Source organism: Luteibacter sp. (assembly GCF_035539195.1).
GTDB lineage: Bacteria > Pseudomonadota > Gammaproteobacteria > Xanthomonadales > Rhodanobacteraceae > Luteibacter.
On record NZ_DATLIW010000018.1, the window covers coordinates 24289 to 49925 of the forward strand.

The window sequence follows — 25637 nt, forward strand, 5'->3', positions numbered from 1 at the left end:
CCGCCACGGGACGATGGCGGCATCACCCTTATGCCGACCCTGGAATCGCATGACTCACGACACCTCGCGCCGCTGGCAGATGCTCGCCATCGCCGCCGTCATCATCTTCGTGATCTGGCTGCTCGCGCCGGTGCTGATGCCCTTCGCCATCGCGGCCATGCTGGCCTATCTCGGCGACCCACTGGCTGATCGTCTGCAACGCCTGGGTATGGGGCGGACGTGGGCGGTGAGCATCGTCTTCACCGTCATCGCGCTGATCTTCATCGGTACGCTGCTGCTGCTGGTCCCGCTGATCCAGCATCAGTTCGAGAACCTCGCCGAAAACCTGCCGCGTTACGTCGAATGGGCGCGGAGCACCGCGCTTCCCTGGATCCAGCAGCGGCTGCACCTGGACGCCGACGTTTTCGACAGCGACCGCCTGATCGCGACCATCAAGGAGCACATCGGCTCGGTCAGCAGCGTGCTGGCGACGGCGGTGGCCAAGGTATCGCAGTCCGGCATGGGCATCGTCATGTGGTTGACCAACCTCGTGCTGATCCCGGTGGTGGCGTTCTACCTGCTGCGCGACTGGGACACGATGATCGCGCACATCCAGCGCCTGTTGCCGCGCTCCATCGAGCCGACCGTGGTGCGTCTGTCGCGCGAATCGGACCAGGTGCTTGGCGCCTTCGTTCGTGGTCAGTTGCTGGTGATGCTGGCGCTCGGCCTGTTCTACGGTATCGGGCTGACGCTGTGCGGGATCTCGATCGGTCCGCTCATCGGCATGGTCGCCGGCTTGCTCAGCTTCGTACCTTATCTCGGCTTCATGATCGGTTTCGTCGCCGCCATGATCGCCGCGCTGGTGCAGTACGGCGACTGGACCCACGTGATCCTCGTGGCGGTGGTGTTCACCATCGGCCAGCTGCTCGAGGGCTACGTCCTGGTGCCTCGCCTGGTCGGCGGCAAGATCGGCCTGCATCCGGTGGCGGTGATCTTCGCTGTCCTCGCCGGCGGGCACCTGTTCGGATTCCTCGGCGTTCTGCTCGCCCTGCCGGCGGCTTCGGTCGTGGTGGTGCTGATGCGTTACGTCTTCGCGCGCTATCGCGAGAGCGACCTGTACATGGAGCCTGCGGCGCCGGAAGAGCCGGAGAGGATCGACGTCGACGTCGACGTGGATGTGAGTGTGAGGCCGTCCCGCCCCGCGATTCCAGGTGATGGCGGTCCATGACGACCCAGCTTCCCCTCGCCCTGCGCTGGCCACGTCGCCAGCGCTTCGAGCACTTCCATGCCGGTGAGAATGCCGTCGCGGTCGAAGCGATACAGGCTGCGGCGACCGACGCCACGGCACCCTGGGTCTTCGTCGCCGGACCCCTGGGCAGCGGTCGCACGCACCTGCTCATCGCGGCGTGCCAGGCCGCGATCGACGCCGGACGCACGGCGCAGTACCTGCCGCTGGCAGGCCTGCGCGGATCGCGGGCGGCCGCTGTTCGCGGCATGGCTGGCAGCGATGTGCTGGCGATCGACGACGTCGATTCCATTGCCGGCGAAGCCGACGCCGAGCACGCGCTGTTCGACACCTTCAACCGTTATCGGGCCGACGGCTGCACGCTCCTGTTCGCCGCGGTGGGCGCGCCGGCGTCGCTGGATATCGCGTTGCCCGATCTTCGTTCGCGTCTGGGCTCATTGACCCAGGCCTTGTTGAAGCCCCTGGCGGACGTGGAACGCCGCCAGGTACTTCGCGACCATGCGGCCGGCCGCGGCATCGAGCTCGACGATACCGTGCTCGACTGGCTGTTCGCGCACCATGCGCGGGACCTGGGTGCCTTGCTCGATCTGCTCGATACGCTCGACCGTGCGTCGCTGGCCGCCCAGCGGCGGGTCACCGTGCCGTTCCTGCGCAATCTGCTCAGGAGCGATTGAGGCAACCCGTCGCACGACGGCTCCCGCGTCCTCAGTGATGGCGATGGACGGGGACGGTATCGATCAGTGTCTTTTGTTCGGGCTGGTTGTCGCGAACGCCGTAGACGCGTAGCACGCCTTCGTCGGTATCGTGTTCGACGATCAGGTAGGTACGTTGCGACGCCGAGCCGCTGAGAAAGACCGGGACCTCGCCGATCCGGCCGTAGCGGCCCATGCTCCGGTGCAGGTGACCGGCGAAGATGGCGGCGACATCGGTGTTCGTGACCAGCGTTACGAAGTCGTCCTCGTATCTCGTCGGGTCGTGCATATGGACGATGGCAAGGTCGTACTCGCGATCTTCCCAATCGCCGAAACGCGGCTTTTCCAGCTTGTTCCCGAGCAGGTTGCGCAGCCAGGTCAGCGAGGAGTCGATCTCGTAACGCCCGACGCCGACGCCCTCGACCGATTCGAAAGCGACCTGGTATTCCGGAAAGTTGTTGAGCTGGATGCTCAGTACGCGATCGAGCCCAGGCGCATCCACCGCGTAGGCGAGGCTGCCCTTATAGACGGTCGTGAACACCCCCGGGCTCACGGCGAAGTCGAAGGCGACCTTGCCGGCCTTCTGCGTCACGTGCTTTACAAGAGCCCTGATGCTTTCGCGCGCGCACCAGTTGTTGAAGCACCCCGAGTCGTCGTCCTGACGGATGTTGTTCTGGTAGTCGTGGTTGCCCAGGCCAAGGTGTACGTTGTCGCCGAGGAGGGGAAGCAACCGCTCCATGACGTCGAGCTCCTTGCCGTGCCCATACGCCGTCAGGTCGCCGTTGACGAAGACGGGAATATCCTGGCCCGGCCGCGCCGCCCGATAAGCCGCAATACTGCGGTATTGCTCGGTGATGAGGGCTTCCGATCGGCTATCGCGTTCGCTGTCGCTCTCCGGCACGCGCGCATCGGTACGGTCGGTCCACGGATATTGGGGATCGGAGGTGACGATCATCGTCTGCACTTTGGCGACGGCGTCTCCAGCGAAGGCGAGCAAGCCCATGGCCAGAGCCAGGGCCAGGGTGTGGTGAGTGAGGGGATTCCTTGTCACGTTGTCGTCCTTGTGTCGGTGCGAGAAGCGAACATCCCGTTCGCAAGCACAGATTAACGGCAGGGCAAGCCGGCGCCTGTAGGACGAAGCCAGGGCTGGTTCGGGCTTAGGACGACAGTCAGCCGCGGCGTGCGCCGCTCTTGCGTTTCGCGAAGACCCAACAAAAAAGCGCGCGCCCCGTCAGGGGCGCGCGCTCTTACTCAGGGGGCGGCCGACGTATTCGTCGGCATCGACGAGGCGGTCGCCTACATCATTTGTCGTATCAGACGCCGAGCAAACGTGCCGTGGCGTTGGCCTTGATCACTTCCGTCATCGCGGCGGCCACCTTGTGGTTGCCGGCGATGATGTTGCCGTTTTCCGGCAGGCCCTCGCGGCCGGCGAAGTCGCCATAGACGCCGCCGGCTTCGCGCACGAGCAAGGCCCCCGCGGCGATGTCCCAGATGTTGAGGGCCGGTTCGAAGAACCCATCGACACGGCCCGATGCCACGTAGGCGAGGTCCAGCGCGGCCGATCCCATGCGACGGATGTCTTCGGCCTCGGCGAGCAGGGCGGCGGTCATCGCCAACTGCGGCTCGAGATGGTTGCGCGCGCGGTACGGGTAGCCCGTGGCGATCAGCGCACCGGAGAGACCCTCACGCTTGCCCACGCGGATGCGACGATCGTTGAGGTAAGCGCCATCGCCCTTGCTGGCGGTGAAGAGTTCATCGCGCAGGGGATCGAAAACCACGCCATACACGGGCTCGCCCTTTTCGACCAGGGCGATGGAGACGCAGAAATGAGGAATGCCACGCAGGTAGTTGTGCGTGCCGTCGAGGGGATCGATGACCCAGGTCAGCGGTCCCTTGCCGATCTGCCCCGATTCCTCGCCAAGAATGGCGTGGGTGGGGTAAGCGCGGCGGAGTTCCTTCACGATCTCGGCTTCGGCGAGGCGATCGACTTCGGAAGCGAAGTCCATGCGCTGCTTTTCGACGACCGCAAGGCCCTCGAGGCGATTCATGTAGCGCAGGATGATGTTTCCTGCGGAGCGCGCGGCGCGCGCCGCAACGTTGACGGCGGGTCTGGGCATGGGGATCGACTTGGTAAAAGAACAGGTGAGCGCGGGCGGGCCGCGTCGGTCGGGCAGTTTAACACCGCCTTGCGGCTCACCCAAGTCATTGCCGTTGTAGACTTTCCGGTCCTCCCGTTCAGCCTTCCCACGCCATGGCCCTTTCCGAGCTCAACGACCGCCTCCGTTTCGTCCTCGTCCGCACCTCGCATTCGGGCAACATCGGCTCGGCGGCGCGCGCCATACGGACCATGGGTTTCGACAGGCTCACCCTGGTGGCACCCCATCGTTTCCCCGATCCGGAGGCGACGGCCCTGGCGGCCGGCGCGGACGACGTCCTTGCTCGGGCCTCGGTCCAGGACGACCTGGTGGCCGGCCTGGCCGGCACGACTTTCGCCCTCGGTCTGTCGGCGCGGCGCCGCGGGGTGAACATCCCCGAGCTGGATCCCCGCGAGGGCGTGGCCCAGGCGATCGCCGCCGCGCGCCGCGGCGAGCAGGTCGCCCTGGTCTTCGGCAACGAACGCACCGGGCTGGAGAACGACGAGCTTTCCCGCTGCCACGCGATGATCCGCATCCCCAGCGTGGACGATTTCAGCTCGCTGAACCTCTCGCAGGCGGTGCAGGTCGTTGCCTACGAGTTGCGCACGGCCTTGCTGGCCGACGAGGCCAAGGCGCCGGAGGCCGTGCCGGACCCGGACGAGGTTCCGGCCGATGCCGAACAGCTCGAACGCTTCTTCACCCACCTGGGCCAGACCCTCGACGACATCGAGTTCCACAAGGGTCGCTCTCCGGTCACGATCATGCTCAAGCTGCGCAAGCTGTTCCTCCGCGCACGCCCGGAACTGCGCGAACTGCGCATCCTCCATGGCATCCTCGCCGATGCGCAGCGCATGGCCGAGATGGCACATAAACAGGACTGAGTCGGCGCCTGCCTCGTTCGTCCTTCCGGCCCCTCAGCGGTCGGCGAGCGCCTCGTTCTTGCCGGCGACGCTGACCAGCAGCTTGTCGATGCGTGCGCCATCCATGTCCAGGACTTCGAAACGGATGCCCTGCCAGACGAAGGATTCGCCGGCATGCGGGATGTGTCCGAAGTTGGTGGTGACCATGCCGGCGGCGGTGCGGAAGTCGTGTTCTTCCTCGTTGGGTAGGCGGTCGATCTGCAGCAGTTCACGCAGATCGTCGGCCGGCAGCGTGCCGTCGACGAGCCAGCTGCCGTCTTCGCGACGGACGATGGGACCGTCCTGCGTCGTATCGTCGGCGGAAGGGGCGGTCGCACCGACAACCGCCGACAGGAGGTCATTGAGGGTGACCAGGCCTTCGATGTCGCCGTATTCGTCCACGGCGAGGGCGAGTTGGGTATCGGCGTCGCGGAAGGATTCGAGCAGATCCAGGGCGCGCGCCGTCGCCGGGACGAAGAGCGGGCGGGAAATGTGCTTGAACAGATCCACCTCGCCGCGTTGTAACGAACTGAACAGCGACTTCACTTCGACCGTGCCGATCACCTCGCTCTCGTCGCGACGATAGACCGGGTAGCGCGAATACGGCGTTTCGCGCAGGACCTCGAGGTTGTCCTCCTGCGGTGCGTCCATGTCGAGCCAGGCGATCTTCATTCGTGGGGTCATCACCGAGCCCACCGTACGGTCGCCGAGGCGAAGCACACGGTTGACCATGTTGCGTTCGTCCACGTCGAGGATGCCCTGCTCGGCGCTTTCGGCCACGAGCAGGCGGATCTCCTCTTCCGTGGCAGCCGAGGCATCGCCACGGCGCAGGCGCAGCACGTGGAGGATGCCGCTGGAAAGATGATTGAGCAGCCAGACCATCGGCAGGGTGATGCGCGAGATGACCAGCATCGGCACGGCGATCTGCGAGGCGATGCGCTCGGGCGCCGTGAGGGCGGCGCGCTTGGGCACCAGTTCGCCGATCACGATCTGCACCAGCGACATCAGCAGGAAGCCGAGCAGCCAGCCGATGATCCTGGCGTAGGGTTCCAGCCACGCGGGCTCGCCGTCGTGGAGGAGGGCGGTGAATTGCGCGCCAAGGGTGTCGCCTGCAACGGCGCCGGTCACCAGGATGATCAGGGTCATCCCGACCTGCACGGTGGAGAGGAAGCGCTCGGGAGACTCGGCGAGGCGCAGCGCCACCCCGGCCCGGCGGCTGGTCCGCGCCATCTGCTTGAGCCGGCTCTTGCGCGAGGCCACGACGGACATCTCGGACAGCGCGAAGAAGGCGTTGCCGAGGGACAGGAGGAGGACGAGCAGGATTTCGGAGAGCATCGGGGGGGATATATATCAGACCGGGGGGATTTGGGTCGTGTGGGATTCGGCTTCTGCGCCTTGTTGGCTTTTCGCCGATGAATCGGCTCTCAGATGTCCTGTTCGCCGATGAATCGGCTCCTGGATGTGTCTTCCGGTAACATTAGCGTCACAAATCCCCCAGGTTCCCCCAGGCGACCCCATGTTTTCACTCCAGACGATGTTCGGTAAGGGCGACAAGTTCTACGGCCTGCTCGAGGCCAGCGCGGAAGCCGCCCGCGAAAGCGCCAAGGCGATGCATGAGCTCGTCACCCAGGCCGACCGCAACCCCGTGATGGCCGCTTTCAGCACGGCCCGGGCTCGCGAGAAGGCCCTGCACGGGCAGATCGGCGAAGAACTGGTCAACACCTTCGTGACCGCCCTGGACCGCGAAGACATCGAGGCGCTGAACTCCGCGCTGTACAAGATCCCCAAGACCATCGAGAAGTTCGCCGAGCGCTATGTCATCGTCGCCGAACGGCTCCAGGGCATCGATTTCAGCCAGCGCGCGGCACTGCTCGAGCGCTCGGCCGAGGTCGTCGTCGCCATGATCGGCCAGTTGCGCCATGGTCTGAAGATCGACCCGGTCAAGAAGCTTCGCGACCAGTTGCAGGCGCTCGAATCCGAGGCCGACCGCCTCCTGCTCGACCCCTACCGCACGCTTTACGCCGAAGCCTCCGATCCGCTTCGCGCCATCCTCGCCAAGGATCTGTTCGAGTTGGTGGAGAAGGCGGTGGACAAGTGCCGCGACGTCGGCAACGTCGTCTATTCCATCGTGCTCAAGAACTCCTGAGGGCGGCGGTCCGATGAGCATGGTCATCGCGGTCGTCCTGATCGCTCTCGCCTTCACCTATATCAATGGCTTCCACGACACGGCGAACTCCATCGCCACCGTGGTCGCGACCAAGGTGCTCACCCCCGGCCAGGCCGTCCTGCTGGCGGCGGTCACCAATCTCGCCGGCGCCCTGTGGGGTACCGCCGTGGCGGCGACGATCGCTTCGGGCCTGGTCGACACCGGCGTGGTCGACGTGGGTTCGCAACTGCTGATCAGCGCACTGCTCGGCGCGACCATCTGGAACCTCATCACCTGGTGGATGGGCCTGCCGTCCAGCTCCAGCCACGCCCTCGTCGGCGGCCTCTGTGGCGCCGCGCTGGCGGCCTCCGACGGCAACCTGCATGCGATCATCTGGTGGGAGGGTGGCGCCCACTGGTGGCTGGGCAAGGGCGTGCTGCCCAAGGTCATCCTGCCGATGATCGTCTCGCCCTTCCTCGGCTTCGTGATCGGTTACGCGCTGATGGGTGGCCTGTATGCGTTGCTCGGCTTCTTCTCGAGCCGCAAGGGTGCGCTGCGCCGTTTCGGCCGGACGCCCTTCGTCAACAGCTTCTTCGGCAAGGCGCAGATCGTCTCGGCGAGCGCGATGGGCTTGTCCCACGGCATGAACGACGCGCAGAAGAGCATGGGCATCATCGCGCTGGCGCTGGCCGGTGCGACGGCGGCGGGTAACTTCGACCATCTGCCGACGATCCTGCACTTCCTGCGCATTCCGCACGACCCCGCAGCGCCCGGCGGCTTCCCGATCCCGATCTGGGTCAAGGTGGTCTGCGCGCTGACCATGGCCGCAGGTACCGCGGGCGGTGGCTGGCGCATCATCAAGACGCTGGGCCACAAGATGGTCAAGCTGCACCCGATCAACGGTTTCGCCGCCGAGGGTAGTTCGGCGGCGGTGATCCTCACCGCCTCGCTGCTCGGTGTGCCGGTCTCGACCACGCACAACGTGTCCGCGTCGATCATGGGCGTGGGCGCGGCCAAGCGCTGGAACGCGATCCGCTGGTCCGTCGTCGAGCGGATGGTATGGGCCTGGATCCTCACCCTGCCGATCACGGCGGGGATCGGCTACGGCCTGGTCAAGCTCAGCCGCCTGTTCCTCTGATTCAGAGGGCGTCGGCTTCGCCGTTGACGACTTGTTCGAGCTGGTCGCCTGTGGCGCCAAGCTCCTCGATCAGGCGCGCGAGCTCGCGTTCGTCGAGGTAATCGTAGGGGCGGTTCTCGCACAGGTGCAGGTAGGGCGAGCCGTCGAGGTCGGCCTCGGCGAGGTAGCCCGTGCGCTGCTCCCAGTTGAAGCGGAGGCAGCGACGCGCGTCGACGCCGGCGAGAGGGCCGATCGGGGTCGACAGCCGCAGGAAGCGGAGGCCTTCGGCATCTTCCAGTTCGGCCAGGTAGATGCCCTGGTGGCGCCCGTCCGGCAGTTCCAGGTCGAAGCTGATGACGTAGGGCTCGTTCTGGCGGAGCTTGTGAACGCCGCCGACATGGGAGCGGATTGCCTCGAAGTGTCGCATGGCCGTAGGGAAGGTCCGTCACTGGGGAGGGTCGATGGTACGCTCCCTGCCGTTTCCAGGCATGCATGAAACGACCATGACGGATGAACTCGACGACGACGAGGCCCGCGTGCTCCGCGCGACGCGGATCATCGAAGCGGTAGCGGCGATCCCCCGTGGCCGGGTGGCCAGCTACGGCGCCATCGCGGCACGGGCCGGCTACCCGGGGCGCGCCCGGCTGATCGGCCGCGTGCTGGGCGATGCGCCGAACCGGCTCGACCTTCCCTGGCACCGCGTCCTGCGGGCGGACGGACGCATCGGCATTCCCGCAGGGACGCAGGGCTTCCGCGAGCAATGCCGGCGGCTCAAGGCAGAGGGTGTCACGGTGAAGGATGGCCGCGTGCCCATGAGCGCCTTCGGGCTCGACCACGACCTGGACCGGGCGATCTGGGGATGAGCCGCGGCGACTTCAGCGATAGGTGACGTCGAGCACCTGCCAGCCGGCGGAACGGTCGCGCTGCAACGCGTAGGCGAACAGCTCGACGGGGATCCGGCGCTGAGCGGACGCCAGGTCGAGCGCCTCGACGACGGCTGTCGCATACCGCTCTGGCCCACAATCGAAGGCGCCGTCCCGCAGGGGGCAGCCTGGCTCGGCGATACTTCCGGCGAAGTCGATCCGGCCGGTTTCGGCACGGGCGAATTGGGCGCTCGCAAGCAAGGTGCAGGCGAGGCATACAGCGGCGGGACACGGATTCTTCATTTTCCTTCCCCTTCGAAGGATGCGAACAGCCGACGAGCCACGGATCGGGCTCGCCCCCATTACCTGCTCGTGCGCCGCTAAAGAACATCGCTTTCATCTCAAATCGGCGTAGGCCTACACCTCGTTCAGCTGCCAGTGCATGCCAGATCGGGCCCCCCGTTTGTTAGCATGACGGCATGCAGTCCCAGGCCCACGACCTCCTTCATTCCGTTTTTGGTTACCCCGAGTTCCGCGGCCAGCAACAGGCCATCGTCGAGGAGGTCGCCAACGGCGGCGACGCCCTCGTTCTGATGCCCACCGGTGGCGGCAAATCGTTGTGTTTCCAGATTCCCGCGCTGATACGTCACGGCACGGGTATCGTCGTCTCCCCGCTGATCGCCCTCATGCAGGATCAGGTCGACGCATTGACCGAAGCCGGCGTTCGCGCCCGCTACCTCAACTCCAGCCTGGATTCGGCAACCCAGCGCGAGGTGGAGGAACTGCTCCTCGCCGGCGACCTGGACATGCTCTACGTGGCACCGGAACGACTGCTCACCGGGCGCTTCCTCGGCCTGCTCGATCGCATTCCCATCGCCCTGTTCGCCATCGACGAAGCGCACTGCGTTTCCCAGTGGGGTCACGACTTCCGCCCGGAATACCGCGAGCTGGCGATCCTCCACGAGCGCTTTCCGGAAGTGCCGCGCATCGCCCTCACCGCCACGGCGGACGACCGCACGCGGGAGGAGATCGTCGAACGGCTCGGGCTCCATGCCGCGCGCCGCTTCGTCTCCAGCTTCGACCGGCCGAACATCCGTTACCGGGTGGCCCCGCGACAGAACGCGCGTCGGCAGCTGCTCGACTTCCTCGATGCCCACCGCGGCGAAGCCGGCATCGTCTATTGCCTCAGCCGCCGCAAGGTCGACGAGACGGCGGCGTGGCTGGTCGAGGCCGGCGTGGAAGCCTTGCCATATCACGCCGGACTCGACGGCGAAACGCGCACGCGCCATCAGCAGCGTTTCCTTCGCGAGGACGCCATCGTCATGGTGGCGACCGTCGCTTTCGGCATGGGCATCGACAAGCCCGACGTCCGCTTCGTCGCCCACCTCGACCTGCCGCGCAGCATGGAGGGCTACTACCAGGAAACCGGGCGTGCGGGTCGCGACGGCCTGCCCGCCGAAGCCTGGATGGTCTATGGCCTGGGCGACGTCGTCACCATGAGCCAGATGATTTCGCAGTCCGAGGCGGGTGACGATCGCAAGCGCATCGAACGCCTCAAGCTCGACTCCCTGCTCGGCTTTGCCGAGGCCACGCGATGCCGTCGCCAGTTGCTGCTAGAGGCCTTCGCCGAGGTCTACCCGCAACCCTGCGGCAACTGCGACAACTGCCTGGTTCCTCCGACGACGTGGGACGCGACGCTTGCCGCGCAGAAGGCCATGTCGTGCATTTATCGCAGCGGCCAGCGTTACGGCGCGGGTCATCTCATCGAGATTCTTCGTGGCGAAGCGGGCGAGCGCGTGCGCGACCTGCGCCACGACCAGCTCACGGTGTTCGGCGTGGGTGCCGACATGGACGCCACGCAATGGCGCTCGGTCTTCCGCCAGTTGTTGGCCGCCGGCCTGATCGAAGCCGATCCCGAAGGTTACGGCACGTTGCGTCTGTCGCCGACCAGCGGCCCCGTACTCAAGGGCGAGCGCAAGGTGTGGCTGCGCGAGGACGCACGTCCGGCCAAGGGGCGGCGCAATGCGCGGCCGTCGCCGGCCACCACGGGCGGGTCGCTTGGTATCGAGGAAATCGAGCAGCCGCTATGGAGCGAGCTGCGGCGCGTGCGCTCGGAACTGGCCAAACAGCATGGCGTGCCGGCGTATGTCATCTTCCACGACGCGACCCTGCTTGCGATGCTCCGTGCCTTGCCCGCGAACGAAGACGAACTGGGTTCGATCAGCGGTGTGGGCGAGAACAAACTCAAGCGATATGGCAAGGATTTCCTGGCGGTACTGACGGCGAGCGGAGCTTGAGGTTATTCTCAACTCCGCGTCCCCCATGAAGAAAATGTCCGGTTTCGCTTGCATGCCCATCGTATCGTCCCCAATCTTCAGGGGCTGACCCGACATCGCTACGTTCGCCGGTTCCAGGTGACAAGACGAGGGTGCATGCCGCGACGTCCGGTCGCGGCCAACGACGACTCCAGGAGCCGCCCATGCACGACGCCACGCCACTCATCGCCACCATCGTCGGTGGCCTTGTCCTCGCTTTCATCTTCGGCGCCATCGCCAACCGCCTTCGGCTCCCGGTTCTCGCCGGCTATCTCGTCGCAGGTGTCGTGGCCGGGCCTTTCACGCCGGGCTACGTGGCCGATGCGGGTATCGCGCAGGAACTGGCCGACCTCGGCGTCATCCTGCTGATGTTCGGTGTGGGGCTGCACTTCTCGCTCAAGGACCTGCTCTCGGTCAAGGCGATCTCGATCCCCGGCGCGGCCGTGCAGATGGGCGTCGCCACCGGCCTGGGCATGTTGCTCGGCTGGTGGCTCGACTGGCCGCTCGCCCAGGGATTCGTCTTCGGTCTCGCGCTTTCGGTTGCCAGTACCGTCGTCTTGTTGCGCGCGATGGAGGAGCGCAGGCTGCTCGACAGCGATCGTGGACGTATCGCGGTGGGTTGGCTGATCGTCGAAGACCTCGCCATGGTGCTCGCGCTGGTGCTGCTGCCGGCGATCGGCGGCTTCCTCGGTTCGGAGAAGGGCGGCGCGGCGCCGTCGATGGGCGAACTTTTCGAGACCGTCGCGTGGACCGTCGGCAAGGTGGTGGTCTTCGTCGCGCTGATGCTCATCGTCGGCAAGCGCGTCATCCCGTGGACGCTGCAGGCTGTTTCGGCCACCGGTTCGCGCGAGCTGTTCCGCCTCGCCGTGCTGGCGATGGCGCTGGGCGTGGCCTTCGGTGCCGCGCACCTGTTCGACGTGTCGTTCGAACTCGGTGCCTTTTTCGCCGGCATGATGATGGGCGAATCGAAACTGTCGCAGCAGGCCGCCGAGGAAACCCTGCCGCTGCGCGATGCATTCGCGGTCCTCTTCTTCGTCTCCATCGGTATGCTGTTCAACCCGCATATCCTCGTCGAGCATCCCTGGATCGTGCTGGCCGCCTGCCTGATCATCATCGTCGGCAAGTCGGCTGCCGCGTTCGTCATCGTGCGGGCTTTCGGCCGGCCGGTGAAGACGGCGCTGACCATCGCGACGAGTCTTGCGCAGATCGGCGAATTCTCGTTCATCCTCGCCGCGCTCGGTGTCTCGGTCGGCCTGATCAGCGAGCAGGCGCGCGATGTCATTCTCGCCGCGGCGATCGTCTCCATCCTGGTCAATCCGCTGCTCTTCGTGGCCCTGGACCGCTGGATCGCGAAGCACGACGCCGACGCGCCGGAACCGCATCCGGCAGCCACCGGCGGGCATACGGTGTTGGTCGGTTTCGGCCGCGTCGGTCGCCGCGTCTTCGCGGAGCTGCGTGCGGCCGGTGCGCGCGTGCTGGTCATCGAAACCGACGAGGACGCGGTGCGCGCCCTGCGTGATTCGGGCGACGCCGATGTCGTCATTGGCAACGCCGCCGCGGCGCTCGTCCTCGCCGAGGCCAACCTCGCTGGCGCGCGAGCGCTGATCGTGGCCGTCCCGGATCCGTTCGAAGCCGGGCAGGTGGTGCGGGCGGCACGCCAGTTGCGCGCCGACCTGCCGATCGTGGCTCGCGCCCATTCGCAGGAGTGCATGGACCATCTTGCCGGGCTCGGTGCCAGCGAAGTGATCTACGGAGAGCAGGAACTTGCGCATAGCCTCTTCGAAGCGTCACGTGGCGATCGTGCGCCGGTCGCCGGTTCGGGTCACTGATCGCTACGCGGTTCTAACGTCCCGGCGGCTACCGTTAACGGAATAGCGCCCACGCGACGAGGACTTCATGGCATCCCGGATCGAAGACTACGCAATGCTCGGCAACTGCCGCAGCGCCGCGCTGGTAGCGCGCAACGGTTCCATTGATTGGCTATGCGTACCGCGGTTTGACTCGGCCGCCTGTTTCGCCGCTTTGGTCGGCGACGAAAGCGATGGGCGCTGGCGCATCGCGCCATCCGATCCCGACGCCACCAGCGAACGCCACTACATCGACGGCAGTCTCGTCCTGGAGACCGAATGGCGAACGGCTACGGGCCGCGCCCGCGTCATCGACTTCATGCCGTTTGCCGGGGAGCAGGTGGGCGTGACGCGGATTGTCGAAGGCATCGAAGGTCGCGTGGACTTCAAGAGTGTCCTCACAGTCCGCTTCGACTATGGCAGCGCCGTGCCGTGGGTATCCAGGCTCGACGAGCAGACGATCACCGCGGTCGCCGGGCCCGACCTCCTCGTGGTGCGCAGCCCGATCGCCGTCGAAGGCGAGGGCATGCATAGCGTGGCCCGTTTCGCGGTGAGCGCGGGAGACTCGGTCCCCTTCGTCATGGCCTGGGGGCCATCCCACCTGCCGCCACCCGAAGCGCTCGATGCACGGCAGGAGTTGAAGGATTCGCTGGCCTTCTGGGAAGGCTGGTCCGGTCGTTGCAACGACTCCGGCGAGTGGAGCGACATCGTGCGTCGCTCACTCATCGTGCTCAAGGGCCTGAGCTACCTGCCCACCGGCGGTATCGTGGCGGCGCCGACCACCTCCCTGCCCGAACAGCTGGGCGGCGAACGGAACTGGGATTACCGCTTCTGCTGGGCCCGTGACGCCACGTTCGTCCTCTCTGCGCTGGTCAACGCCGGCTACCACGACGAAGCCAGCGCCTGGCGAGAATGGGTGCGTCGCGCCGTCGCCGGCTCCCCCGACCAACTGCAGGTGCTCTATGGCCTGGCCGGCGAGCGTCGGCTCGAAGAGTATGAATTGCCGTGGTTGTCCGGTTACGAAGGGGCCAAGCCCGTCCGTGTGGGCAATGCGGCGTCCGCCCAGTTCCAGCTGGATATCTTCGGCGAGCTGGTCGGTGCCTTCGCCCACGCGGTGCGCCATGGCGTCGCCCTGCAGCCCGATGCCGATGACGTGCAGTCGGTGTTCCTGGAGCACCTCGAAAGCATCTGGCGCCAGCCGGATGAAGGCATCTGGGAGATCCGGGGCGAGCCCCGCCACTTCGTCCATTCGAAAGTCATGGCCTGGCTGGCGTTCCAGCGTGCGGCCGAGCAGGACCGTGACGGCCGCGACCCGGATTTCGTCCGGCGTTGGCGCGGGGTCGCCGACGAGATCAAGGCCGATATCCTGGCCAAGGGCGTGGACCCGGTGCGTGGCTGCTTCACGCAGTCCTATGGTTCGACCGAACTCGATGCCAGCCTGCTGCTGGTGACGCTCACCGATTTCCTTCCCCCGGACGATCCGCGCATCGTCGCCACGGTCCGGGCGATCGAGGAGGAGTTGCTCGTGGAGGGGTTCGTCCGCCGCTACGACACACGCAGTGGCGTCGACGGCCTGCCGCCCGGCGAAGGCGAGTTCCTGCCATGCAGCTTCTGGCTGGTGGAAAACTACGTGCTGTTGGGCCGGCTGGACGAAGCGAGGGCGCTTTTCACCCGGCTGGTCGCTCTTTCGAACGACCTCGGATTGCTCGCAGAGGAGTACGATCCACGGTCGAAACGACTGCTGGGCAATTTCCCACAAGCCTTTTCCCACGTAGCGTTGGTTAATGCCGCTTTCAGTCTCGCGCATGGTTACAGCGCGACTGCCGACAGCCACGCTTCCCCTAATACCACCGATCCCCAAGGAGTCCGTGCATGAGCCAAGCCCAATCGAAGCGCGTCACCTCGCGCGCTCACCCGGCCGACCCGTGTACCGTCGTGATTTTCGGCGCTGCCGGCGACCTCACCAGCCGCCTCGTGGTTCCCGCCCTGTACAACATGCGTCGCACCGGCCTGTTGTCCGACAACTTTTCCGTGATCGGTTTCAATCACGGAAAGATGGCCGACAACGCCTGGAAGAAGAGCCTGCACACGGCGCTCGAGCGCTACGTAGGCAACTCGGGCGCGAAGCTCGACGAAGAGGCCTGGGGCTGGCTGAGTAGCCAGATGAGCTACCACGCCGGCGATTTCGACGACCTCAGCGCGTTCCAGAGCCTCGCCACCAAGCTCAAGGATGCCGAGCGCCGTCGCGGCACCCAGGGCAACGTGCTCTTCTACCTGGCTACCCCGGAGCGCTTCTTCGGTGACGTGATCGAACAGCTCAAGCATGCGGGCCTGGTCGACGACGGTGGCGCGGACGGCCGCTTCTGGCGTCGCGTGATCATCGAGAAGCCGTTCGGCCACGACCTCGCTTCGGCGCATGCGTTGAACGAGCGCATCCTCAAGGTGCTTCGCGAAGACCAGATCTATCGCATCGACCATTTCCTCGGCAAGGAAACGGTGCAGAACATCATGGCCTTCCGTTTTGCCAACGGCCTGTTCGAGCCGATCTGGAATCGCGACCGCATCGACCACGTGCAGATCACCGTGGCCGAAACCGTCGGCGTGGAGCGCCGCGGCTCGTTCTACGAGCAGACCGGCGCGCTGCGCGACATGGTGCCGAACCATCTGTTCCAGTTGCTGGCGATGGTGGCCATGGAGCCACCGACCTCGTTCGATGCCGAAGCCGTGCGTACGCGCAAGGCCGAGACGATCGAGGCGATCCGCCCCATCCAGCCCGAAGACGCCGTGCGCGGCCAGTACGGCCCCGGCGCGGTCAACAACGAACTGGCGACCTCCTACCGCGACGAGCCGAACGTGGCCTCGGACTCGGTCACCGAGACGTTCGTCGCGCTGAAGCTGTCGATCGATACCTGGCGCTGGTCGGGCGTGCCGTTCTACCTGCGCACCGGCAAGCACATGGGACGGCGTACGACGGAGATCGCGATCCGCTTCAAGTCCGCGCCATTCGCTCCGTTCCGTGGCACCGGCATGGACGCGTTCGGTCCGGACTGGCTGGTCCTGCAGATCCAGCCGGACGAGGGTATCTCGCTGCAGTTTGACGTGAAGCGTCCTGGTCCGCGTGTGGAGCTCGCGCCGGTGCGCATGGATTTCAAGTACGCCGACTGGTTCCGTGCCGAGCCGAACGTGGGCTACGAAACGCTGCTCTACGATTGCATGACCGGTGACGCAACGCTGTTCCAGCGCGCCGACATGGTCGAGGCCTGCTGGCGTGCCGTGCAGCCGATCCTCGACGACTGGGCGCAGCGCACCCCGGCGGACTTCCCGAACTATGCGTCGGGCAGCGCGGGCCCGGCCTCTGCCGACACGCTGCTGGCCCTCGGTGGCCGCTCGTGGCGTCCGCTGAACTCGGCGGCGGAACTCAATGCTCGGCGTACCGCGAAGCCCAAGGTGGATCCGTCGGCGAGCGTCGAGAAGAAGCCGGCCACCCGGAAGACTGCCAAGCGGGCCGTCGCGAAGAAGACGGCGCGCGTCGCCGCGACGAAGAAGGCCGCGCCGGCTCGCAAGTCCGCGGTGAAGAAGGCGGCTCCGAAGAAGGCGACCGTGAAGAAGGTTGCCGCGGCACGCAAGGCCGCGCCGGTGAAGAAGGCGACGGTTGCCGTGAAGAAGACGGCGGTAGCGAAGCGCGCGCGCAAGAAGTAACCGCTACGTAGCTCGTTGCAATGCAAGGGCCCGGCTTTTTGCCGGGCTCTTTTTTGGTTCTTCGCGGATTGCCGGTGGCGGGTGCTGGGCATGCCAGCCTTCGTTCGCACCTTGCGCCTCGCTCGCCTTCGGCCTCGCGGGGCTCGGCTTCGCCATCGCTTTGTACACTTGGGCGTTTCGCAGGGAGACCTTGGCGCCCACCCTCGCTGCTCAGACAGGTCCTCCGCGTTCGGTGCGGAAGGCCGCTGCGCGGCCTATGTATCTATATGGCCTACGGCCGCTCACTTGTGCGGAACTCGCCTCGAGGGTGGACGCCAAGGTCTCTCACGACGATACGGTCAGCTGGCAGGAGAGCCGTTGTGTGGTGCCGTCGTCGGCCCCGGCCGTGCCCGGAACTCCGGGTCGATGCGGAAGCGGTTGCTGGTATCCGGTTGTCCACCACCTTCGTCGCGCTTGTGTCGGCTTGCCGGCGATGCCGTGGCGGCTTTGGCTCGACCCACGCGAACCTCACGGTCCGGGAGAGTCTTCGGTGCCCACCCTCGAGGCGAGTTCCGCACAAGTGAGCGGCCGCAGGCCATATAAGACACCGGCCGCGCAGCGGCCTTCCGCACCGAACGCGGAGGACCTGTCTGAGCAGCGAGGGTGGGCACCGAAGGCTCTGCGCCGTAACGTCCGCGCTCGCCGCGGCATCAGCCGCTGAGTGAACCGATGCCTTCGGCGTCCCCGGACTTCCGCGATGAATCTTTTTTTTGGTGTGAGAGCCGCTTCAGCGGCGATCGCCAGGTTACCGAGGGATGCCCGACGTCAGGCAGCGAGCTATCCGCCGAGCCGCTCGCTACACTGCGAAGCAATGATCGAGACCGACCGACTCACTCGTTGTTATGGGCCGCTGACCGCGGTGGATGCCCTGACCCTGCGCGCCGAGCCGGGGCAGGTGCTTGGCTTGCTCGGGCCCAACGGGGCGGGCAAATCGACCGCCATGCGGATGATTGCCGGGTTCCTCGCGCCCACGTCAGGCACGGCCCGGGTCTGCGGACACGATGTGCGCAAGGAACCCCTCGCCGCCAAGCGGGCGCTGGGTTACCTGCCCGAGGGTGCGCCCAGCTACGGCGAAATGACCATCCGGGAATTCCTGGTCTTCATGGTCCGCGTGCGTGGACTGGACCGGGACATCGCCTTTCGTCGGTTCGACGAAGTGGTGATGCGGCTCGAGCTGGAAGATGTGCTCGAGCAGACCATCGGTACCCTGTCGAAGGGACTGCGCCGGCGCGTGGGCCTCGCGCAGGCGATCCTGCACGATCCGCCGGTGCTGATGCTGGACGAACCCACGGACGGCCTCGATCCGAACCAGAAGCACTCGGTACGCATGCTCATCGACGCGATGGCGCGCGAACGCACCATCCTGATCTCCACCCATCTGCTCGAAGAGGTACACGCGCTGTGCAATCGCGTGGCCATCATTGCTAACGGTCGCCTTCTCGCCGACGCGACCCCGGCCGAGCTGGAAGCACGCTCGCGCTACCACGGCGCGGTGTCGTTCAGCGCGCCCGGGAGCGGCGTGTCTCGCGAGATGCTGGCCCGCATTCCCAACGTCGCATCGGTGGAAGTGGATCCCCTCGACGGCCGCGTCACGGTGTTTCCCCGTAACGGCCAACCCATCCTCGACGAGGTGCAGGCTTTGCTGCGTACGCAGAATCTCGAGGTTTCGGAAATCCAGCTCGAGCAGGGACGCCTCGACGAGGTGTTCCGCCAGATCACCACACAGTCGCGCGGAGCGCAGGCATGAGCGGCGTGACGGCGATCATGCGTCGCGAGCTATGGAGCTATTTCGTCACGCCGGTGGCGTATGTGTTCATGGTGATCTTCCTGGTCATGGCCGGCGTGCTGACGTTCTATACGGGCGACTTCTACGATCGCGGCCTGGCCGATCTGCAACCCTTTTTCGACATGCACCCTTGGCTCTACCTGGTGCTGGTTCCCGCGGTGACCATGTCCATGTGGGCGGAAGAGCGCGCCTCGGGCACGCTGGAATTGCTGTTCTCGCTGCCGGTATCGATCTCGCAGGCCGTGCTCGGCAAGTTCCTCGCCGCCTGGGCCTTCATCGGCATCTGCCTGGTCCTGACCTTCCCGATCTGGATCACCGTGAACTACCTCGGGGACCCCGACAACGGGGTGATCCTCGCCGGTTACGTCGGCAGCTGGCTGATGGCCGGGGCCTTCATCGCCATCGGCACGTGCATGTCCACGGCGACGCGCAGCCAGATCATCGCCTTCATCCTCACCGCGGCGGTGTGCTTCCTGCTCTTGCTCGCCGGACAGCCGCAGGTGCTCGACTTTTTCCAGGACGCGGTGCCGCCGAAGGTCATCGGCGCGCTCGGCCAGCTGAGCATCGCGCGTCACGCCAACGCGATCGCCCGCGGTGTGCTCGATCTGCGTGACCTGGTGTACTTCTTCGCCACGATCGTGGCCTGGCTGGCAGCGAGCGTTGTCGTCCTCGACCTGAAGAGGACGCGATGAGCATGCCACGACACCTGCACCTGACACGCCCCTTCCTGCTGCGGCTCTCCTTGCTCGGCATCCTGGTCCTGTTCCTGGTCACGATCGCCTTCAGTTCGCTGTCACTGCGTACCGCGCGCGTGGATCTCACTTCGGACCGGATCTATACGCTCACGCCCGGTACGCTCGACATCGTCGATGGCCTGAACAAGCCGCTGACGCTCACGCTGTATTTTTCCGACCATGCCACGCGCGACCTGGCCCAGCTACGTAGCTACGAGCAGCGCGTACACGAGATGTTGCGCGAGATCGCCGTCCGCGCGCATGGACGGATCCGCCTGCGTGTCATCGATCCCGTGCCGTATTCGGACGACGAAGATGCCGCCGAAAGCTATGGCCTGACGCCGGCCAGCGGCGGCAGCAACGGTGAGCGGGTCTTCTTCGGTCTGGTCGGCAGCAGCGGCCCGGGCGATACCGTACCGCAAGCCATTCCGTTCTTCGATCCGGCCCGCGAGGCCTTTGTCGAGTACGACATCGCCAAGCTGCTCTATGAAGTGGGGATGCCGAAGAAACCACGGCTGGGTGTGATGAGCTCCCTGCCGGTCGACGGCAACCTGGTGATCGGCGAGCCGGCCTGGACGCTGATGCGCCAGCTCGAGCAGCTGGCCGAGGTCACCACGATCGATCCGGATGGAGCCAAGCGGATCGATCCGGCGATCAGCGTGCTGCTGCTCATCCACCCGAAGCACCTGTCGGACGACGCGCAGTACGCGATCGACCAGTTCGTGCTGCGCGGGGGGCATCTCGTCGTTTTCGTCGATCCGGACGCGGAGATGGATACGGCACCGATGGTGGACTCGCACGGCACGGTCGACGATCACGACTCGAACCTGCCACGCCTGTTCCGGGCCTGGGGCGTGGTGTTCGATCCGACGCGTGTGGTGCTCGATCGCTCGCAGGCCCTGACCATCGAACTCAACGGCAACAGCATCGGCCACCCGGCCATGCTCGGCCTGGGTGCGCAGGAGCTCAACCACGACGACGTCGTCACGGCCAGCCTGCAGCGAATCAACTTTTCGACCGCGGGTTTCTTCGAGCTCGCGCAGGATACGAAGGCGCGCCTCATCCCGCTGGTGCAGACCTCGGACGAAGCGGCGATCGTGCCTGCCCAGCGCGTACGCGATTCGGCGGGCGATCCGACCAGCCTGCTCGACAACTACGAACCGACGCACGAACGCTACCTGCTGGCGGCCCGCCTGCGCGATACCTTCCGCACGGCGTTCCCCGAGCGCACGGAGAAAGGACACCTCGCCGTCGCCAGTGGTCCGGGCGAGATCGTCCTGGTAGCCGACACGGATCTGCTGTCGGATCGCTTGTGGATCGACGTGCAGCCCCTGCTCGGTCAGCAGCAGCTCACCCCGTTCGCCAACAACGGGGATTTCGTGGCGAACCTCGTCGACAACCTGGGCGGCTCGACCGCCTTGCTGTCGATCCGCGGCAGGGTGAATTCGCAGCGGCCGTTCACCCGGGTGAAGGCCTTGCAGGCTGCGGCCGACCGCAAGTTCCTGGTCAAGAAACGCGAACTCGAGAACGAACTCTATGAGACCCAGCGGCGCCTTGCGGAATTGCAACCGGCCAAGGGCGTGACGGGTCCGGCGACCGCGACGGCGGAGCAGCGCCGCGAGGTGGAGCAGTACCTGCAGCGCAAGCTCGCGATCGGCAAGGAGCTGCGCGACGTGCAACACCAGCTCAATGCCGAGATCGACGCGCTGGGCCTGCGCCTGAAGTTCATCAATATCGTGCTGGTGCCGGGGTTGGTCGCGTTGCTTGGCCTGATCTACGGCTGGCGTCGCACGCGTCGCGCCCGTCGCGTCGTCTGAGCGGATGGGTGCCGACGTCATGAAGTGGATCGTGCCCTGGGAGTTCTCCTGGGTGTTCCTCGTCGTGTTCCTTGCCACGTCCGCCGCGTATCTCGCCGGCAGCCGGCGCCTGCCGGTCGCTCCGCTGCGCCAGGCGGCGTTCTGGACGGGCATGGGGATCGTCTACGTGGCGCTGCACACGTATTTCGATTACTACGCCGAGCATGAGTTCTTCATGCACCGCATTCAGCAGGTGCTGTTGCATCACCTGGCTCCGCTACTGGTGATCGCCGCGTATCCGGGCACGGTGCTCCGTGCGGGCCTGCCCTTGTGGTTACGCGTCCGCCTGCGTCGCGCCGGGCGATCCGCGGCCTGGCGTGTGTGCGCGGCGTGCCTGTTCAACCCCGCTTTCGTCACCGCGTTCTTCGTCGCCCTGATCCTGGTCTGGCTCATCCCCGACATGCAGACCATGGCGATGCTGGACTGGCGGATCTACCGCGCGATGAACTGGTCGATGGTGCTCTCGGGGCTGGCCTACTGGTCGATCGTCCTCGATCACCGCCCGAAGCCGCCGGGAAGGATGTCCCCGGGCATCCGCGTGCTGTCGCCGGCGATCACCATGACCCCGCAGATCGTCGCCGGCGCGATCGTCACCTTTTCGAAGACCGACCTCTATCCGATCTTCGAGATCTGCGGGCGCGCCTTCACCCTCAACGTGCTCACCGGTCAGCTGATCGGTGGCGTGATCATGTGGGTGCCCGCGGCGATGATCGAATCGGCCGGCGGTCTGCTGGCGCTGCGCCAGTGGCTGAGGCTGTCGCGCAACGGGCGCCTGCCGAAACGCAAGGCGCCGGTGCGTCGTACCGCCGCGCGTCAATAGACCTTCGGCACCTTTTCCGCCTTGGCGGTGACCTTGTCTTTCTTCGGCTTGTTCTTCAGCGGCGGCAGGTCGAATGGCTTGTCCGGCGTGAACTTGTCGGGCACCTGGTCGAGCAGATGGCGGATCAGGTTCAACCGGCCTTCTTTCTGGTTGTTGAAGTCGGCGACGAACCAGGGTGCATCGGCGGTGTGCGTGTGCTGGATCATCGCATCACGCAGGTCGCCCATCTCGACGTACTTCTCGCGGGCCTTGAGGTCCACGGGGGAGAGCTTCCAGCGCTTGAGCGGATCGGCCGCGCGTTCGGCGAAGCGCTTCTCCTGGGGTTCCTGGTCGACCGACAGCCAGTATTTGACCAGGATGATGCCGTCGTCGGTGAGGAGCTTCTCGAACGCCGGGCAGGCCTTCATGAAGCTGTCGTACTGATCCTCCGTGCAGAAGCCCATGGCGGGTTCGACGACGGCGCGGTTGTACCAGCTGCGATCGAACAGCACGAGCTCGCCGGCCGTGGGTAGTTCGGTGACATAGCGCTGGAAGTACCACTGGCCTTCCTCGGTATGCGACGGCTTGCCCAGCGCGACCACGCGCGCGGCCCGGGTGTCGAGCTTGTCCGTGATCGCCTTGATGGTGCCGCCCTTGCCCGCGGCGTCGCGTCCTTCGAGGATCACCAGCATGCGTTTGCCGGTGGCCCGCAACCAGCGCGTCAGGCCGACCAGCTCGATTTGCAGGGCCTCGAGGTCATGCTCGTAGGTTTTCTTTTTCTTCTTGCCCATCGGTTCGGTTCCGTTCCACGGGGAGGTGACCGGCATTGTGGGCCAGAAAATGTAAGTTTGGCGCGAGCACCCATCGCCGATGAATCGGCTCCCACATGGGGCGTCGCCGCTGAAGCGGCTCCCACATGGGGCGTCGCCGATGAATCGGCTCCCACAGGGGGCATCGCCGGTGGATCGGCATCCACACGGGGCGTGGCTTTTTGTGGGAGCCGCTTCAGCGGCGATGCCCTTCAGGTTGCCGCGATCAGGTTCTGCAGCTCATCCGCCTGGTGCTCGCGGGTCAGCGTGTCGATCAGCTCGTCCAGGTCGCCCTGCATCGTCTCCAGCAGGCGATACAAGGTGAGGTTGATCCGATGATCGGTGATCCGGCCCTGCGGATAGCTATACGTGCGGATGCGCTGGCTGCGATCGCCCGAGCCGACCTGCAGGCGCCGGGACTCGGCCTGCACGGCGCTCTGCTTGCTCCGTTCCGCGTCCAGCAACCTGGCCTTGAGCAGGCTCATCGCGCGGGCGCGGTTCTTGTGCTGGCTGCGTTCGTCCTGGCATTCGACCACGGTGCCGGTGGGCAGGTGCGTGATGCGGATGGCCGAATCGGTCTTGTTGACGTGCTGGCCACCGGCACCGGAGGCGCGGAAGGTGTCGATCTTGAGGTCGCCATCGCGGATTTCGATGTCATCGATCTCGTCCTGCTCGGGCAGGATCGCGACCGTGGCGGCCGAGGTATGGATGCGACCCTGCGATTCCGTTTCCGGGACGCGCTGCACGCGGTGCGTGCCGGACTCGAACTTCAGTTTCGAGTAGGCGCCACGACCTTCGACGCGCGCGACCACTTCCTTGTAGCCGCCGTGCTCGCCTTCGTTGGCATGCAGGATTTCCACGTGCCAGCGCTGACGCTCGGCATAACGCACGTACATGCGGAAGAGGTCGCCGGCGAAGATGGCGGCCTCGTCGCCACCGGTGCCGGCACGGACCTCGAGGAAGAGATTGCCGTCGTCGCGTGGATCCTTGGGCAGCAGCAACACCTGCAGGTCGGCATCGAGATCGCGCAAGCGGCTTTCGACCCGTGCGATATCGTCGGCGGCCATCTCGCGCATTTCAGGGTCGTCGAGCATGGCCCTCGACTCGGTCAGTTCGCGTTCGGCGGTGTCGTGTTCCCTCAGCGACAGCGTGACCGGCTCGAGCTGCGCGTATTCGCGCGAGAGGTCGCGGAAGCGTTGGCTGTCGGCGAGGACGTCCGGCTGGGCGAGCAGCCGCCCGATTTCTTCGTGCCGTTCGGCAAGGGCTTCGAGTTTGCGACGGATCGAGGGGGTCATTCGGAGCACGCGGTGTGGCAGGAGCCGCACATCATGCGGAAACGTCGTCGTCCGGGTCCAGTCCGTACAGTCGGCCGGCCGCGTGGAGAAGGTCGAGATCGCCGGAAAGCGCGGCGTCGCGCAGGCGGGCGCTGGGCGCGTGGAGCAGTTTGTTGGTCAGCGTATTGGCCAGGAAGGCGAGTGCTTCGTCGGCGGAGCGGCCCCTGAGCAGCATTGCCTGGGCCTTAGCCAGGACCTCGTCGCGCTGGGCCTCGGCAGCGACGCGCATGTCCACGGCAGGATTGCGCAGGCTCAAGGCGCGGCGCCAGGCCATATAGCGGTCCACCTGGAGGTCGATGATCGCATCGGCCTCGCGGGCGGCCAGCTCGCGGGAACGGCGGTTCTCGTCGATGACCTGCTTGAGGTCGTCGATGCCGTAGAGGTACACGTCGTCGAGCTGGGCCACTTCCGGCTCGATATCCCTAGGTACGGCGATGTCGACCATGAACATGGGGCGGCGGCGGCGGGCGCTGATGGCATCGGCCACCATCTGCTTCGTCACCACCGGCAGTCGCGAGGCCGTCGAGGTGATGACGATATCGGCTTCGGCGAGGTGGCGGGGCAGGTCGGACAGGGCGATGGCGTATCCGCTGTAACGGCCGGCCAGTTCCTGGGCGTTCTCGAGGGTGCGGTTGGCCACGATGAGCCGGCGCAGCTTCTTGTCGCTCAGGTGTCGGGCAGCCAGTTCGATCGTCTCGCCGGCCCCGATCAGCAGCACGCAGGCCTGGCGCAGGTCGGTGAACACCTGCTCGGCAAGGCGCACGGCGGTGTATGCCACGGAAACGGTGTGAGCGCCGATGCGGGTGTCCGTGCGGACCCGCTTGGCGACGGCGAATGTGTGCTGGAGCAGGCGCTCCATCGGTGCGCGCAGGCTCTGCGCCGAACGCGCCTGCTGGTAGGCGTCCTTCACCTGGCCGAGGATCTGTGGCTCGCCCAGGACCATGGAGTCCAGGCCGGTGGCGACGCGGAACATGTGGCGCACCGCGTCCTGCTCGTCGTGGCGGTAAAGGAACTCGTCGAGGCGTTGCGGGGTCAATCGATGCTGACGCGACAGCCACTGCCCCGGTACGCCTTCGAAACCCTCGGTCACGCTGCAGTACAGCTCGGTGCGATTGCAGGTGGAGAGGATCATCGCCTCTTCCACGCCCGGCTGGCGGACAAGGTCGTCCAGTGCCTGCGGCGCCACCGCGGCATCGAATGCCACCTGCTCGCGCAGGCTGACCGGCGCGGTGAGGTGATTGAGCCCGAGGGCGATGAGTGGCATGACGGGCGTGGGTCGGCTTCGGTGGCGTCGGCTAAGCTAAGAGCGCATTGTGCGCTCACGAGGTGCGTGGCTCTTGTA

Annotated in this window: 22 protein-coding genes; 14 read left to right on the forward strand and 8 right to left on the reverse strand. The window is 66.0% G+C overall.

The window, feature by feature from the left end; translation table 11 throughout:
* The first annotated feature begins 49 nt into the window (after nucleotides 1-49).
* Together VM621_RS05860 and hda are read left to right on the forward strand one after the other, a co-directional pair.
* Entirely contained in the window at nucleotides 50-1207 is a 1158-nt protein-coding gene (locus tag VM621_RS05860) for an AI-2E family transporter (protein WP_325468032.1), read from the forward strand.
* On the forward strand, nucleotides 1204-1899 hold the full coding sequence (gene hda / locus VM621_RS05865) for a DnaA regulatory inactivator Hda (protein WP_325468033.1): 696 nt from the start codon (nucleotides 1204-1206) through the stop codon (nucleotides 1897-1899). Before VM621_RS05860 ends, hda begins: the two co-directional genes overlap by 4 nt.
* Nucleotides 1900-1930: 31 nt before the next feature.
* Here the strand turns inward: hda and VM621_RS05870 are convergent, their stop codons facing one another.
* Both VM621_RS05870 and VM621_RS05875 read right to left on the reverse strand, forming a co-directional pair.
* Nucleotides 1931-2968 carry a metallophosphoesterase gene (locus VM621_RS05870; protein WP_325468034.1) on the reverse strand — a complete coding sequence of 346 codons (1038 nt, stop codon included), beginning with the start codon at nucleotides 2966-2968 and terminating at the stop codon, nucleotides 1931-1933.
* Nucleotides 2969-3230: 262 nt separating this feature from the next.
* On the reverse strand, nucleotides 3231-4034 hold the full coding sequence (locus VM621_RS05875) for an inositol monophosphatase family protein (protein WP_325468035.1): 804 nt from the start codon (nucleotides 4032-4034) through the stop codon (nucleotides 3231-3233).
* Nucleotides 4035-4168: 134 nt separating this feature from the next.
* Here VM621_RS05875 and VM621_RS05880 point away from each other — a divergent pair, with 134 nt between their 5' ends.
* Nucleotides 4169-4933, forward strand: coding sequence for an RNA methyltransferase (locus VM621_RS05880; RefSeq protein ID WP_325468036.1), 765 nt, complete (start codon nucleotides 4169-4171; stop codon nucleotides 4931-4933).
* A 33-nt stretch (nucleotides 4934-4966) separates the two neighbouring features.
* On the opposite strand, the gene VM621_RS05885 is transcribed toward VM621_RS05880, so the two are convergent.
* Nucleotides 4967-6286 (reverse strand): hemolysin family protein, encoded by a 1320-nt coding sequence (locus VM621_RS05885; protein ID WP_325468037.1) that lies wholly within the window; start codon nucleotides 6284-6286, stop codon nucleotides 4967-4969.
* A 181-nt stretch (nucleotides 6287-6467) separates the two neighbouring features.
* Here VM621_RS05885 and VM621_RS05890 point away from each other — a divergent pair, with 181 nt between their 5' ends.
* Nucleotides 6468-7097, forward strand: a complete 630-nt coding sequence (locus VM621_RS05890; RefSeq protein ID WP_107912750.1) for a DUF47 domain-containing protein — start codon at nucleotides 6468-6470, stop codon at nucleotides 7095-7097.
* Nucleotides 7098-7110: 13 nt separating this feature from the next.
* Nucleotides 7111-8235, forward strand: a complete 1125-nt coding sequence (locus VM621_RS05895) for an inorganic phosphate transporter (protein WP_325468038.1) — start codon at nucleotides 7111-7113, stop codon at nucleotides 8233-8235.
* Nucleotide 8236: 1 nt separating this feature from the next.
* On the opposite strand, the gene VM621_RS05900 is transcribed toward VM621_RS05895, so the two are convergent.
* Nucleotides 8237-8641, reverse strand: a complete 405-nt coding sequence (locus VM621_RS05900) for a hypothetical protein (protein ID WP_325468039.1) — start codon at nucleotides 8639-8641, stop codon at nucleotides 8237-8239.
* 76 nt (nucleotides 8642-8717) lie between these two features.
* Between VM621_RS05900 and VM621_RS05905 the strand changes: the two genes are divergently transcribed.
* Entirely contained in the window at nucleotides 8718-9077 is a 360-nt protein-coding gene (locus VM621_RS05905) for an MGMT family protein (RefSeq protein ID WP_325468040.1), read from the forward strand.
* A gap of 12 nt (nucleotides 9078-9089) precedes the next feature.
* Here the strand turns inward: VM621_RS05905 and VM621_RS05910 are convergent, their stop codons facing one another.
* On the reverse strand, nucleotides 9090-9380 hold the full coding sequence (locus VM621_RS05910) for a hypothetical protein (protein ID WP_325468041.1): 291 nt from the start codon (nucleotides 9378-9380) through the stop codon (nucleotides 9090-9092).
* Between the two features lie 176 nt (nucleotides 9381-9556).
* On the opposite strand from VM621_RS05910, the gene recQ reads away from it, so the two are divergent.
* From recQ to VM621_RS05950, 8 genes are all read left to right on the forward strand, one after another.
* A complete protein-coding gene (gene recQ / locus VM621_RS05915; RefSeq protein WP_325468042.1) occupies nucleotides 9557-11374 on the forward strand; it encodes a DNA helicase RecQ in 1818 nt (605 codons plus the stop codon).
* 182 nt (nucleotides 11375-11556) lie between these two features.
* Nucleotides 11557-13221: a YbaL family putative K(+) efflux transporter gene (gene ybaL / locus VM621_RS05920; protein ID WP_325468043.1), complete on the forward strand. Its 1665-nt coding sequence runs from the start codon at nucleotides 11557-11559 to the stop codon at nucleotides 13219-13221.
* A 67-nt stretch (nucleotides 13222-13288) separates the two neighbouring features.
* Nucleotides 13289-15115, forward strand: a complete 1827-nt coding sequence (locus VM621_RS05925) for a glycoside hydrolase family 15 protein (RefSeq protein WP_325468044.1) — start codon at nucleotides 13289-13291, stop codon at nucleotides 15113-15115.
* Nucleotides 15112-16938 carry a glucose-6-phosphate dehydrogenase gene (zwf, locus tag VM621_RS05930; RefSeq protein WP_325468045.1) on the forward strand — a complete coding sequence of 609 codons (1827 nt, stop codon included), beginning with the start codon at nucleotides 15112-15114 and terminating at the stop codon, nucleotides 16936-16938. Before VM621_RS05925 ends, zwf begins: the two co-directional genes overlap by 4 nt.
* A gap of 850 nt (nucleotides 16939-17788) precedes the next feature.
* A complete protein-coding gene (locus VM621_RS05935) occupies nucleotides 17789-18724 on the forward strand; it encodes an ABC transporter ATP-binding protein (protein WP_325468046.1) in 936 nt (311 codons plus the stop codon).
* A complete protein-coding gene (locus VM621_RS05940; RefSeq protein ID WP_325468047.1) occupies nucleotides 18721-19455 on the forward strand; it encodes an ABC transporter permease subunit in 735 nt (244 codons plus the stop codon). The genes VM621_RS05935 and VM621_RS05940 overlap by 4 nt, the downstream gene beginning before the upstream one ends.
* On the forward strand, nucleotides 19452-21314 hold the full coding sequence (locus tag VM621_RS05945) for a GldG family protein (RefSeq protein WP_414674497.1): 1863 nt from the start codon (nucleotides 19452-19454) through the stop codon (nucleotides 21312-21314). Before VM621_RS05940 ends, VM621_RS05945 begins: the two co-directional genes overlap by 4 nt.
* A gap of 4 nt (nucleotides 21315-21318) precedes the next feature.
* Nucleotides 21319-22173, forward strand: a complete 855-nt coding sequence (locus tag VM621_RS05950) for a cytochrome c oxidase assembly protein (protein ID WP_325468048.1) — start codon at nucleotides 21319-21321, stop codon at nucleotides 22171-22173.
* On the opposite strand, the gene ppk2 is transcribed toward VM621_RS05950, so the two are convergent.
* The 3 genes from ppk2 to hemA all read right to left on the reverse strand — a co-directional run bounded on the left by ppk2 (nucleotide 22167) and on the right by hemA (nucleotide 25559).
* Entirely contained in the window at nucleotides 22167-22943 is a 777-nt protein-coding gene (gene ppk2, locus VM621_RS05955) for a polyphosphate kinase 2 (protein WP_325468049.1), read from the reverse strand. The two genes, VM621_RS05950 and ppk2, sit on opposite strands and share 7 nt — an antisense overlap.
* A gap of 230 nt (nucleotides 22944-23173) precedes the next feature.
* Complete coding sequence (prfA, locus tag VM621_RS05960; RefSeq protein WP_325468050.1) at nucleotides 23174-24256, reverse strand: peptide chain release factor 1; 1083 nt, start codon at nucleotides 24254-24256, stop codon at nucleotides 23174-23176.
* A 31-nt stretch (nucleotides 24257-24287) separates the two neighbouring features.
* Nucleotides 24288-25559, reverse strand: a complete 1272-nt coding sequence (hemA, locus tag VM621_RS05965) for a glutamyl-tRNA reductase (protein WP_325468051.1) — start codon at nucleotides 25557-25559, stop codon at nucleotides 24288-24290.
* Nucleotides 25560-25637 lie beyond the last annotated feature (78 nt).

Bases quoted from the DNA above. Each gene is read 5' to 3' on its own strand.
- VM621_RS05860 (WP_325468032.1), top strand. From the start codon at position 50: ATGACTCACGACACCTCGCGCCGCTGGCAGATGCTCGCCATCGCCGCC.
- hda (WP_325468033.1), top strand. From the start codon at position 1,204: ATGACGACCCAGCTTCCCCTCGCCCTGCGCTGGCCACGTCGCCAGCGC.
- VM621_RS05875 (WP_325468035.1), bottom strand. From the start codon at position 4,034: ATGCCCAGACCCGCCGTCAACGTTGCGGCGCGCGCCGCGCGCTCCGCA.
- VM621_RS05880 (WP_325468036.1), top strand. From the start codon at position 4,169: ATGGCCCTTTCCGAGCTCAACGACCGCCTCCGTTTCGTCCTCGTCCGC.
- VM621_RS05885 (WP_325468037.1), bottom strand. From the start codon at position 6,286: ATGCTCTCCGAAATCCTGCTCGTCCTCCTCCTGTCCCTCGGCAACGCC.
- VM621_RS05890 (WP_107912750.1), top strand. From the start codon at position 6,468: ATGTTTTCACTCCAGACGATGTTCGGTAAGGGCGACAAGTTCTACGGC.
- VM621_RS05895 (WP_325468038.1), top strand. From the start codon at position 7,111: ATGAGCATGGTCATCGCGGTCGTCCTGATCGCTCTCGCCTTCACCTAT.
- VM621_RS05900 (WP_325468039.1), bottom strand. From the start codon at position 8,641: ATGCGACACTTCGAGGCAATCCGCTCCCATGTCGGCGGCGTTCACAAG.
- VM621_RS05905 (WP_325468040.1), top strand. From the start codon at position 8,718: ATGACGGATGAACTCGACGACGACGAGGCCCGCGTGCTCCGCGCGACG.
- VM621_RS05910 (WP_325468041.1), bottom strand. From the start codon at position 9,380: ATGAAGAATCCGTGTCCCGCCGCTGTATGCCTCGCCTGCACCTTGCTT.
- recQ (WP_325468042.1), top strand. From the start codon at position 9,557: ATGCAGTCCCAGGCCCACGACCTCCTTCATTCCGTTTTTGGTTACCCC.
- ybaL (WP_325468043.1), top strand. From the start codon at position 11,557: ATGCACGACGCCACGCCACTCATCGCCACCATCGTCGGTGGCCTTGTC.
- VM621_RS05925 (WP_325468044.1), top strand. From the start codon at position 13,289: ATGGCATCCCGGATCGAAGACTACGCAATGCTCGGCAACTGCCGCAGC.
- zwf (WP_325468045.1), top strand. From the start codon at position 15,112: ATGAGCCAAGCCCAATCGAAGCGCGTCACCTCGCGCGCTCACCCGGCC.
- VM621_RS05935 (WP_325468046.1), top strand. From the start codon at position 17,789: ATGATCGAGACCGACCGACTCACTCGTTGTTATGGGCCGCTGACCGCG.
- VM621_RS05940 (WP_325468047.1), top strand. From the start codon at position 18,721: ATGAGCGGCGTGACGGCGATCATGCGTCGCGAGCTATGGAGCTATTTC.
- VM621_RS05945 (WP_414674497.1), top strand. From the start codon at position 19,452: ATGAGCATGCCACGACACCTGCACCTGACACGCCCCTTCCTGCTGCGG.
- VM621_RS05950 (WP_325468048.1), top strand. From the start codon at position 21,319: ATGGGTGCCGACGTCATGAAGTGGATCGTGCCCTGGGAGTTCTCCTGG.
- ppk2 (WP_325468049.1), bottom strand. From the start codon at position 22,943: ATGGGCAAGAAGAAAAAGAAAACCTACGAGCATGACCTCGAGGCCCTG.
- prfA (WP_325468050.1), bottom strand. From the start codon at position 24,256: ATGACCCCCTCGATCCGTCGCAAACTCGAAGCCCTTGCCGAACGGCAC.
- hemA (WP_325468051.1), bottom strand. From the start codon at position 25,559: ATGCCACTCATCGCCCTCGGGCTCAATCACCTCACCGCGCCGGTCAGC.